The sequence below is a fragment of the Ligilactobacillus pobuzihii E100301 = KCTC 13174 genome (assembly GCF_000349725.1).
Taxonomy (GTDB): domain Bacteria; phylum Bacillota; class Bacilli; order Lactobacillales; family Lactobacillaceae; genus Ligilactobacillus; species Ligilactobacillus pobuzihii.
Map to the genome: position 1 here is coordinate 63,601 of NZ_KB714703.1, position 11,989 is coordinate 75,589.

The window sequence follows — 11,989 nt, forward strand, 5'->3', positions numbered from 1 at the left end:
GTCGTCTAGCACGAACATTTCGATCCCCAGATCATGAGAAGACGAAATAATATCTTGCAGCTGCTTTTCATCAAAATTAAAGTAAGTGGCTTCCCAGTTGTTCAATAAGATCGGACGTGTTTGGTGCGAATACTTGCTTTTCATCAAATGATTCAAAAATAAGTCATGAAAGCTTTGCGACATCGAATTTAAGCCTTGATCGCTATGCACTAAAACAGCTTCTGGAGATTGAAATGATTTCTGTGGCTCCAACCACCATTCAAAATTCTGGTCATTGATCCCCATTTGGATCCTGACCTGGTTATAGCCGTCCATTTGAATAATTGATTTATGACTGCCACTATATATCAGACAAAAACCAAAAGCTTCACCCGAAAACTCCGTGGCATGCCGGTCAATTAGTGCACAAAACGGATTTTGTGTATGTCCTGAAGCTCCCCGTTTAGAATCCAAGATCTTAATACCCGTGTTTAAAGGTTCAACTGTCACATTTCTTTCTTGTGCATAACGACCGTTTAGTTGCAACAAGTTCAACTCATTATCAGGCGAATCCAAACTAAATGAGGCCAGACGTTGAACTTGAACTGGCTGCTGGCCTAAATTTTTAACGCGAGCACTACGCGTGATAACCGGCAGGTCACGGAAAATCGTGTAGGATAAATAAAGCTCTAGATGAGCATCATTTTCGACTAATTTGACAGTTAATGTTTTTGCTTCATCTTTTTGAGCGAAGGTTGCTGGCAAACCAGCTAGTTGCGGCTTCCCATCGGTGATCGTATAAGAATCATAGGTGAAATTGACAGTCCGTGATCCATTTGGAAACTCGACAACGATCCCCGGTTCACGGTAATCAGCACCCCCAGCCCCCGGAAATTCTTGTGGTAAGGTACTCAGTGAGAAATCTCTTGTTTCTATCTCCTCAGGACTTGGTGCAAAATGTCGCATCAACCGAGGGTAACGGCGCAAATTAGAATAATGGTCAACTGACTTGCCGTAATAATGGTGAGCTAAAACATTTTCATCCTCAACGCCAAAAACATAACTAACCTGAGAGTTATGCAAATGAAAAGTCAGCGGGTTCGAACTGACCTCGATCAGTTCAGATTTTGTGGATGTTTGTGTCATAGAAATACCTCCTAAATTAAAACAGAGCGGAATGAACCGGGAGAATGTGAGCACTAATGGACTTAGGCATTATGACAAGTGGTTTTTCTTGTCGTGATGTCTAAGTTGATTAGGCGGAACTTTCTGGTTCATGTAGCTCGACTAAAAACAGAGCGGAGAAGCTCGATCAGAAGATGAGCATTAACGGACTTATACGCCATATTGCGTTTTGGGCAATGTGGTGTGGAAGTCAGCTAAGCGGAATCTTCTGAGCTTCGGAGCTCGAATAGAAAAACAGAGCGGAGTGAACCGCTTAAAAGTTGAACACTATCGGACTTAGGCATTATGCCAAACGTTCTTCTTGCCGTGATGTCTAAGTTAATTAGGCGGAACTTTCTGGGACACGCAGCTCGAATAAAAACACGCCGGAGCCTAACTAGTATGAATCATTCAATAACGAAACAGTCCTTTCGACACTTCTATTTAATATAATGTTTTAAAATATGTTATAAAGAAAACTGTAAGTGGTCAATGATTCAGCTCATTAAAAAAAGGATTCGAACTATAAAGACAGATCGTAAAATTAAAATTCTGAAAAACAAGAAAACGGTTTTTCTGAAAACCTATGAAAACATCAGCACGGTTTGCGTGGAGATTCACATATTTTGCTTGTTTTTCCTTTCTAAAAACGATAAAATAAGGAAGGTGGATGAATGTCAGTGAGTTCATCAAAAATATTTTTCTGGAATAGTGAAATTATACGAATAGTTTCACATGAAAGAGAGGAGCTTATTAAATGTCTGTTTATATTGAAAAGGTTAAAGCACGCGAAATCTTTGATTCTCGTGGCAACCCAACTGTTGAAGCCGATGTGATCTTGTCAGACGGCACAATGGGTCGCGCTGCTGTACCATCTGGTGCTTCTACTGGTGAAAGAGAAGCTGTTGAATTACGTGATGGTGGCGACCGTCTTCAAGGTAAAGGTGTTTTGAAGGCTGTTGAAAACGTAAATACTGAAATCAATGATGCTTTGCATGGTGTTGACCCATTCAACCAAGCAGCAGTTGACCAAGTTATGATCGACCTTGATGGTACAGCAAACAAGGGTCGTTTGGGTGCCAACGCTATCTTGGGTGTTTCAATGGCTAACTGTCGTGCAGCAGCTAACTATGAAGGTATTCCTTTGTATCGTTACCTTGGTGGTACACATGCAGAATTACCTCAATCTTTCCACAACGTTATCAACGGTGGTAAACATGCCGACTCAGGTATCGACACACAAGAATTCATGATTTCTCCAGTCAAGAAAGAATCATTCCGTGACGGTATCGAAAAAATTGCCAATGTTTATCATACATTGAAGAGCGTTTTGGCTGATAAAGGTTACGAAACAGGCTTGGGTGACGAAGGTGGATTTGCTCCACGTTTGGACTCAACTGAAGAAGCTATCGAAATGCTCGTTGCAGCTATCGAAAAAGCTGGTTACAAACCAGGCGAAGAAATCGCTATTGCTTTGGACCCTGCTTCATCTGAATTCTATGATCATGAAACTGGTAACTACAAATTCGAAGGAACAGAAAAAACTCCTGACGAAATGATCAAGTACTACGAAGGGTTAGTTGAAAAGTACCCTATCATTTCTATCGAAGATCCATTTGGTGAAGACGACTGGGATAACTACGCTAAGTTCACTGCAGCTGTTGGCGATAAAGTTCAAATCGTTGACGATGACTTAGTAGTTACAAACCCTGCTATCGTTCGTGATGCTATCAAGAAGGGCTGCGGTAATGCTGTCTTGATCAAACTTAACCAGATCGGTACGGTTACAGAAACATTGCAAACAATTCGCATGGCTAAAAAGAACGGCTGGACAGTTATGATGTCACATCGTTCAGGTGAAACTGGCGATACATTTATCGCTGACTTCGCTGTTGCCACAGAATCTGGTGAAATCAAGACTGGTGCTATGGCACGTTCAGAACGTGTTGAAAAGTATAACCAACTTCTCCGCATCGAAGAAGAACTTAAGGGTACAGCACCTGTTGCACGTTTCCCACACAGTGTTGACTTTGACTAATAATTAAAAACAAAGCGTAGTGTAGCGTTTAAAAACGAGCACTAACTAATAATAAAGGGACTGTAATGCGATTTAGCATTGCGGTCTTTTTATTTATTAGAAAGCTTTTTGTTTCACAAAGCACGCCCATTTAACAAGTTGAAACATGCCTTAAAACTGAAATTTTCATAAATTTAGTAAGAAAACTTGAACCTCTCTTAAAAAATAGCTATGATAGTTTCTGTTACTAAAACATATAGCGTACATATTTAACGCAAGAAAGGATCAATTTTTTTGGACATTATAAAATCGATAATTCTAGGTATCGTTGAGGGGATCACAGAATTTCTACCTATCAGTTCAACGGGGCATTTAGTTTTGGTGGATGAATTCATCAAAATGCAACAACCTAAACAGTTCACTGACATGTTTAACGTTGTGATCCAGCTAGGTGCGATCCTAGCCGTGGTTGTTTTATACTTCCACAAATTAAATCCTGTCTCACCCAAAAAGTCGAGTCAGGAAAAGAAAAACACTTGGAGTCTCTGGTTTAAAGTGATCGTGGCGATTTTACCGTCAGCAATTATTGGCTTGCCGCTCAACGACTGGATGGATGAACATTTGATGAACTGGGCTGTTGTCTCAGCTACTCTGATCATCTATGGTATCTTGTTTATTGTTGTTGAAAACCGCAACGAAAAGAAAAAATCAGATTTGCAAGCTAAATACGCTAATTTAGACAGTTTGCCATATAGCATTGCTCTTTTTATCGGGATGTTTCAGGTCTTATCTTTGATCCCAGGTACTTCACGTTCAGGTGCTACGATCTTAGGTGCGATCTTAATTGGTACTTCACGTTATGTTGGGACAGAATTTTCATTCTTTCTCGCGATCCCAACGATGTTTGGTGCCTCCTTGCTCAAGATCGTTAAATTCTTCGGTCAAGGCGGTTCACTCGGTGGCGAACAAGGGATCATCTTACTTGTTGGTATGGTTGTTTCCTTTGTTGTAGCTTACTTATCGATCCGCTTCTTGATGAATTACATCCAAAACAATGACTTTAAGGCCTTTGGTTGGTACCGGATCATTCTCGGTGCTTTAGTCATTGGTGTTAACCTATTTCTACTTTAGAATTAAACATACACATATGAAAGGTGAGACAAAAGGTAGTTTGAAGCCGATTTGTAATAACGATCGTGGCATTATGGCAAGGCTTCGATCTTTTGGAACGCGTTTAAGGGCCGTCGATTTAACCCACTTAATGGGATAGATCGACGGCCCCTTTTTGAATCGCACAGTTAGTTATGTCCCAGCTCCATATTTGGTATAAATTTACTTTTCCCAAAAGCTAGCGCTTGGTGTCTGTTCAAATTCTAGTAAAGTTCGTTTTCTTGTTAGTCCACCAGCATAACCCGTCAACGAACCATCGCTGCCAAGCACACGGTGACATGGGATAAATATACTCAGTGGATTATGTCCCACCGCACCAGCTACAGCACGTGCATATTTTCCAGAGTCTTGTTGAGATTTAACTTTTGCAGCTAGTTGTTGATAAGTGATAACTTTTCCATAGGGAACACTTTGCAAAACGTCTAAAACATTTTGGCGAAATGCTGTCACGTGAGGATGAAATTTAAGTCTCTTATTGTCTGGATCTTCACCATTAAAGTACTGATCGAGCCAATTTTTAGCTTGAAATAAGACCTGGTCTTCTTGTGATACCAAGTCATCTTTATTAAAACCAGCAGCGTAATACTTTTGTCCTTCAAACCAACAGCCACTCAAACCTTGACCATCACTTGCCAGCAACAACTGTCCTAACGGAGAAGTATAAATCTGTACGTTGGTCATCCAAGCGTTCATCACCTTTTTATTTCAAATATATTTTACTTAATTTTTCTAAGTCCTGGTCAGATAACATCATCTTATCTTGCAAGTAATTTTGCACCGACCCAGAGATTGCATTAGCCGTATGGTACAAAGTATCAAAATTTTCACTAGCCACAGCTAAATTAGAGTTTAACGCATTGGCCAGACTATCCTGATCGTTATTTGTTAAGATACCGTTGATTTCTTGATTTGAAGCATTGGAATAATAAAGATTAGTCATTAAATAATCATTCAATATTGCTTCTTCTTTGACCTGCAGGGCGTTTAAGATCAAAAAGCCACCAACACCTGTTCTGTCTTTTCCCGCTGCACAGTGGAAAACCAAACTTTCATCAGGCTGATCATTTTGCAATAACAGTTGAAATAAATTACGGTATACATGCTGAGCATGGAGATCGGCCAACATTTGCGCATATGATTCATCCACAAAAGACAATTCGCTGGTTTTTAATTTCATGGAACCAACGACTCCTAGATTTTTAAACAGGGATGAAGCAAACGGATAAACCGACAAATTATAATACTGAGCACCTTGCGGCATTTTATCAGGAAAATACTGCGATTCTGACTCTGAACGCAGATCCACCACATATTTCAAGCCATAATCATGTAAATAATCCACATCTTTAGATGTAAGTTCACCCAAATTACCGCTGCGTAATAGTTTACGCCACTGCGTTTGTTGGCCAGTTTTAGTTGGATAGCCTCCCATTTCACGGAAGTTGACACCAAATTGGACCTTTAAAAGTCGATCATTTGCCAAATACTGTCACCCTTTCACTCTACTATCTACTCATTTTTTAGTATTAAAAACGTTATTTAAAAAAGACGGGAGCCTTTCCCGTCTTTTCTACCTTCATCTACTATTGAAACACATAACTACTCGCCAGTCGAATCGTTTGTTTCTGACCCATCAGTTGATGTTGGTGAATCTTCTGGTACTTTTTTTACGGTCATCCATTCGATATAATTTCGATTAAATTCAGTAACCTGAATGTTTAACTGGCCGATCTGAATTTCACTTCCCAGTTGGATCTTATAATTTTCAAGCAAGTAGCCTGCAACAGTCACAGATTCAGATTCTTGGAAAACCTTATCCTTAAACCGAAAATACCGTTCAAAATCATATAAAGTTGTTTTCCCAGAAACACTATAGGTCCCATCACCATTGTCAATGATATCATCAGGCGAAACGTCATCAGCTTCATCTTTAACGGTTCCAAACAATTCTTCGTAAATATCACGATCTGTGACGATTCCACTTGTACCACCATACTCATCCAAGATCACGACCATTGGTACATGACGTTGGATCATTTGTTTCAATAAGTTTTGGATCGGCGTTACTTCTGGTGCCGTGTTCAATGTCCGCATTAATTTGGCGACACGGACAGAACCATCAACCTGCGCCTGACGCACCATATCATAAATATACACATAACCCAAGATCTTATCCTTGTCATTATTAGCCACAACAGGATAACGACTAAATTTTTGTTCTAAATATAAATTGATCACTTCATCGACCGTTTGCGTCACATCGATAACTTCCAAGCTTGTCCGATCGACCATAATGTCTTTAGCAATTTTATCGTTAAACTCAAAAGCTCTTTCCATATATACATAGTCGTTCCGGTCGATTGAGCCGCCTGTGACAGCATTTTTAGAAATGTTCAAGATCTCATTTTGTGATAAAACATCTTCATCTTCACCAGCTGGTTTAAGACCAATCAAACGAACGATCCCCGTTGCTGAAACATTCAATAACCATACAAAGGGATAGAAAATAATATGGAAATAATGTAGCGGAGTTACAATAAACATCATCATCTTCATTGGCATATCAATACTAATATTTTTTGGTACGATCTCAGTCAAAACAACTTCAAGGTACGTCAACAAAACAACACCCAAAACCGCACTGATCGACACGGCAGTCGCATGACTCACAGGTAATACACCAAAAAGATCCATAAATATCTTAGTCAGTGAATCAGCCCCGATCCAACCCAAAATGATTCCGGTCAGCGAAACACCAACTTGGGTCGTTGAAAGATATTCATTCATGTTATTTATCATCTGCAAGGCTAATCTAAGTTTACGCTGATTACCTTTTCCATTTTCAATGGCGCTTTCGACCGCACTCTTACGTAAAGTAACGATAGCAAATTCAGATGCAACGAAAAAAGATGCAAAAAAGAACACGATCAACACGATGATCAAATTTGTGATCGTTTGACCACTAGACATTGAGTCATTCCTCATTTCTTACTTGTATTATTATAAATATATCATAGCACCTTTTAGCAAAATTATATACAAAGTCGCAATGCTCTAACTTCGATTTTTAAGCTTAAATTATTCCGATAAAAAGTGATTTTTCTATTCTGAATATAAGACTGTCAAACTTGGAGTCACATTTCCACTTATGGATATAACTTCGACTGACTTTGCTTCACATTTCCACTTGCGTATATTACTTCAACTGACTTCGCTTCTCATTTCCATTTGCGCATATTACTTCGGTTAACTTGGCTTCACATTTCCATTTGCAAATATAACTTCGACTAACTTTGCTTCACATTTCCACCTGTGGATATAACTTCGACTGACTTTGCTTCACATTTCCACTTGTGGATATAACTTCGACTGACTTTGCTTCACATTTCCACTTGCGCATATAACTTCGCTTCTCATTTCCATTTGCGCATATTACTTCAGTTAACTTGGCTTCACATTTCCATTTGCAAATATAACTTCGCTCTGTAAAATTATGCCCATCTTGCTAAAAACAAAAAAGGTCGCTGCTTACTTGCAACCACCTTTTTTGATCGACCACTTTAGCTAATTAATCATCAGCTGGAAGTACGCCGCCTTTATACTCTTTTTTGATCCAATCTTGCGTCTTATCTGACTTCAACACCTTCATCAATTTCTTGATCGCATCTTTTTTGGTATCGCCTTTACGAACTGCCACGATATTGACATAAGGTGAAGATTTCTTTTCAAGCGCGATACTATCCTTGGTTGGGTTTAAACCAGCTTGTACTGCGTAGTTAGCATTGATGACGGTCGCTGCAGCTTCATCTGATTCATACAGCTTCGGCATTAATTTTGCTTCATAAGTATGTTTGAATTTTAGATTCTTCTTATTCGTATCAATATCATCAAATGTCGCTGTTTCTAAATCCGTGCCTTCTTTGATCGTGATCAAACCGGCATCTTTAAACATTTGTAATACACGACCGTAATCGGCTACGTTACTAGAAACTAGGACTGTTGAATTTTGCGGTAGGTCTTTTAAGTTTTTGTATTTCTTAGAATATACACCGATCGGTTCCAAATGAACCCCACCAGCATCAACTAAACTACCATCATTTTTCTTATTCCAATTATTTAAGAATGGTTTATGCTGAAAATAATTAGCATCTAATTCCTTAGAAGCTAAAGCCTTGTTAGGCATTACATAATCATCAAAAACCTTGACCTTCAGATCAACGCCTTCTTTTTTCAATTCTGGCTTAACATGTTCCAATATTTTAGCATGTGGGTTAGAAGAAGCACCAACTGTGATCTCTGTATTCTTTTGACTGGAACTATCTGCCTTAGAACCGCAACCAACTAACAAAAGTGCGCTAGCCACCGCAACGGACAATATACTTACTAAACGTTTCTTTTGCATATTATTCAACTCCTAGTTTTTGACTTAATTTTGTAAATTAACAATTAAAATTAGCGCTTGTCAACTTTCCTTGTGATCCAATCTCCCAGATACTGGAAGGCAAACACGATTATGACGATAACGACTGTAGCGGCTAACGTGATTGCATTATTGTATGACTGGAAACCATCGGTATAGGCTAATTGGCCCAAACCACCAGCACCGATCGCACCGGCCATCGCTGTATAACCGATCAATGAAATGGCTGTAACTGTGATACCAGAAACTAAGGCTGGCATGCTTTCTGGGATCAAAACCTTTCGTACGACTTGCCAACTATTAGCTCCCATCGCATAAGCTGCTTCGATCACACCATTATCAACATCGTTAAAAGCAATTTGAACCAAACGTGCATAAAATGGAGCTGCTGAAACTACCAAAGATGGGATAGCTGCTTTAGCTCCAGTGATCGCCCCCATAACAACTTGGGTCACTGGTAAAAGCAACACGATCAAAATAATGAACGGGATCGACCGAAAAACGTTCACGAAGAAGCCAACGACCCAATTTAAAACTTTGACTGCCGGATTTTTACTACCATCTGTTTGATATAACAGTAGTCCTAATAAAATCCCAAAAATCGCTACGATCAATACCGAAATGACTGTCATCCACAATGTTTCCCACGCTGCAGTCCACACATTAGGCCAGTTAACGTTATTAAATTGGAAGTATGAAGCAAGTCCTTGTTCACCCATTATTGATCACCTTCGTTTCTACACGCATTTTATTTAAGAAATCCAGGGCTCCTTCAACCTCAGCTGGTTCACCCAACAGCTGTACAAAGAGCGTTCCGATCGCACTTTGTTGGTCACCAATCTGATGGATCGATCCTTCCAAGATACTCATCGTCACATCTGGAAATTCACGGATCATTTCGGTCACGATCGGCAACTTAACTTGGTCACCGTGGAATTTAAGCGAAACAATCTTGCCATTAGGGTATTTCTTGATCAGATCCGCAGTAATTTGTTGAATATCAGGGGTTTGACTATTATCCACTTCTGAACTAACAAAGCGTTTAGTCAACTCTTCTTGAGGGGTCGTGAAAACGGTCGAAACTGGTCCTTTTTCGATAAGTCCGCCATCGTCCATAACAGCCACTGAATTCGCCAAGCGACGGATAACATGCATCTCATGGGTAATGATCACGATCGTCAAATTCATTTGGCGGTTAATATCTTCCAACAAGTCTAAAACCTCATCAGTCGTCTGCGGGTCCAACGCACTTGTTGCTTCGTCAGAAATCAAAATATCTGGGTCGTTCGCTAAAGCTCGTGCGATCCCAACACGTTGTTTTTGTCCACCTGACAGCTGAGAAGGGTAAGAATGAACTCGGTCACCTAAACCAACTAATTCTGCCAAATTTTGTGCTTTCTTAGTCCGCTCTTCTTTAGAAATACCACTCAATTCCATTGGAAACATAATATTCTCTAAAACCGTCCGTGACCACAACAAGTTAAAATGTTGAAAGATCATGCCGATTTTTTTGCGTTGCTTACGGAGTGCTTCTCCGCTCAAATTATCGATCCGTATACCATCGATCGAAACTTCACCAGAGGTTGGTGTCTCCAAACCATTTAACATCCGGACCAAGGTACTTTTACCTGCCCCGGAAAATCCAACGATCCCATAGACTTCACCACTATTGATCGTTAAATTAATATCTTTTACAGCCCTAACTTCTCCTTCCTTTGTTTGGAAGGTTTTTGAAATGTTTTTTAACTCTATCATTTGACCTATCCTGCTTTCTTGTTATGTAATTAAAATTGGTTCGCTGTTTAGTCGAGCTTCGGCAAGCTAGAACTTTCCGCCTAATTAGCTTAAACATCACGACAAGCACAAATCACTTGTCATAATGTCCAAACCCATTAGTGCTCGAGTTCTCCCAGCTTGTCTCCGCTCTGTTTTAATAGTCGAGCTACGTGAATCAAAAGTCTGTGCCCATCCAACTTTAACAACAAGTCGCTAAAAACACGACTTATTGTTAAAGTCCGATAGTGCTCAACTTTTAAGCGATTCACTTCGCTCTGTATATAAAAAAAGGGCCTTCATCCTCTCTTAAAAAGGACGAAAACCCGTGGTACCACCTTAATTGCTACTACTCCAATAGTAATAGCCTCTTAGTCTATATCAAGACTTGATGGTATCGCAATCAGCGGAATATCAGCTTGCACTGCTATTCAACTTCAGAGCTCATATTCGTCTTCTCTTTCCATCCTTCTTTGCAGCCACCGAAGGTCTCTTAAATGTACTAAGGAAAATTACTCTTCTCTTCAACGTTTCTTATATTCCTAATGTAGTTGATATTAAGCGTTAAAATGAGCTTTGTCAACAGTTTTTTGATAATTGTATTAGTTAATAATGACAAACTTCTTAACAAAAAAAGGTTAAGTGCACCAATAATTAGGAACACTCAGCCTTTCTTTAATAGACTATTTTAATTTAATATCAGCAACTGTTTCTTTAGCAATAACTTGTCCTGTCTTATTTAAACTATAATCATCAACTTTATCCATATTGGTAATAGCGATAATCGTTTCAGTTGATTTACCAGCATCTTTCACTGCTTGCCAATCGACTTGAGCTAATAGATCGCCTGTTGCAACCTTTTGTCCTTCAGTGACCTGGACGTCAAATGGTGCTCCATTCAAGTCGACCGTATCGATCCCCAAATGAACTAAGATCTCCAAGCCACCTGCTGTAGTGATCCCAAGCGCGTGTTTCGTAGGGAAAACTGAGCTGATCGTACCACCAATTGGAGCATAGACTTTACTACTTTCAGGTTCTATTACGTAACCGTCACCCATCGTCTTTTTAGCAAAAACATCGTCAAAAGACTCAGTAATGTTCTTTAACTCTCCATCAACTGCAACTTCTAAGTTTTCTTCAGTCACTGTTGGATCTGTCTGTATTTCTGTAACATCAGCTTTCGCATCTGTCGGAGTTGTTTCTGCTATTGTAGCTCCTGCCTGTTCAGCAGCATCTTCTGCTTTTTCGACTTCCAACTTATCCTTTGGAATGCCAAAGAAATATGTGACGATAAATCCACCAATATAGGCTGCAATCAATCCTAGTACATAACCCCACCAACGGCCATGGTCGATCAATGGGATAAGCGGCAAACCTGAAGGTCCAATAGCGATCGAACCGATCGAGCCGATCGCACCAATGACGGCACCACCGATCCCACCACCGATACAAGCTGTGATAAATGG

Annotated in this window: 10 protein-coding genes and 1 other annotated feature; of the genes, 2 read left to right on the top strand and 8 right to left on the bottom strand. The window is 39.8% G+C overall.

Annotation, left to right across the window (positions count from 1 at the left end):
- Positions 1-1,125 (bottom strand): glycoside hydrolase family 36 N-terminal domain-containing protein (locus tag LACPOB_RS13165; protein WP_258420998.1); only part of this gene is annotated, 1,125 nt, incomplete at its 3' end.
- Between the two features lie 775 nt (positions 1,126-1,900).
- Between LACPOB_RS13165 and eno the strand changes: the two genes are divergently transcribed.
- Positions 1,901-3,181 (top strand): phosphopyruvate hydratase, encoded by a 1,281-nt coding sequence (gene eno, locus LACPOB_RS0110375; protein ID WP_017868753.1) that lies wholly within the window; start codon positions 1,901-1,903, stop codon positions 3,179-3,181.
- Positions 3,182-3,454: 273 nt separating this feature from the next.
- Positions 3,455-4,291, top strand: coding sequence for an undecaprenyl-diphosphate phosphatase (locus tag LACPOB_RS0110380; protein ID WP_017868754.1), 837 nt, complete (start codon positions 3,455-3,457; stop codon positions 4,289-4,291).
- A gap of 201 nt (positions 4,292-4,492) precedes the next feature.
- Here the strand turns inward: LACPOB_RS0110380 and LACPOB_RS0110385 are convergent, their stop codons facing one another.
- The 7 genes from LACPOB_RS0110385 to LACPOB_RS13170 form a co-directional block, all read right to left on the bottom strand.
- Positions 4,493-5,011 (bottom strand): methylated-DNA--[protein]-cysteine S-methyltransferase, encoded by a 519-nt coding sequence (locus LACPOB_RS0110385; RefSeq protein WP_017868755.1) that lies wholly within the window; start codon positions 5,009-5,011, stop codon positions 4,493-4,495.
- Between the two features lie 19 nt (positions 5,012-5,030).
- Entirely contained in the window at positions 5,031-5,813 is a 783-nt protein-coding gene (locus LACPOB_RS0110390) for a tyrosine-protein phosphatase (protein WP_017868756.1), read from the bottom strand.
- Positions 5,814-5,929: 116 nt separating this feature from the next.
- Positions 5,930-7,300: a hemolysin family protein gene (locus tag LACPOB_RS0110395; RefSeq protein WP_017868757.1), complete on the bottom strand. Its 1,371-nt coding sequence runs from the start codon at positions 7,298-7,300 to the stop codon at positions 5,930-5,932.
- A gap of 598 nt (positions 7,301-7,898) precedes the next feature.
- Positions 7,899-8,732 carry a MetQ/NlpA family ABC transporter substrate-binding protein gene (locus LACPOB_RS0110400; protein WP_017868758.1) on the bottom strand — a complete coding sequence of 278 codons (834 nt, stop codon included), beginning with the start codon at positions 8,730-8,732 and terminating at the stop codon, positions 7,899-7,901.
- A gap of 50 nt (positions 8,733-8,782) precedes the next feature.
- Positions 8,783-9,469 carry a methionine ABC transporter permease gene (locus LACPOB_RS0110405; RefSeq protein ID WP_017868759.1) on the bottom strand — a complete coding sequence of 229 codons (687 nt, stop codon included), beginning with the start codon at positions 9,467-9,469 and terminating at the stop codon, positions 8,783-8,785.
- The gene (locus LACPOB_RS0110410) at positions 9,462-10,505 is read right to left on the bottom strand and encodes a methionine ABC transporter ATP-binding protein (RefSeq protein WP_017868760.1); all 1,044 of its coding nucleotides are present in this window, start codon (positions 10,503-10,505) and stop codon (positions 9,462-9,464) included. The genes LACPOB_RS0110405 and LACPOB_RS0110410 overlap by 8 nt, the downstream gene beginning before the upstream one ends.
- 329 nt (positions 10,506-10,834) lie before the next feature.
- Positions 10,835-11,060 (bottom strand) — a binding site (T-box leader).
- Positions 11,061-11,206: 146 nt separating this feature from the next.
- Positions 11,207-11,989, bottom strand: a 783-nt coding sequence (locus LACPOB_RS13170) for a glucose PTS transporter subunit IIA (RefSeq protein WP_040533138.1), incomplete at its 5' end; no start/stop codon positions are given.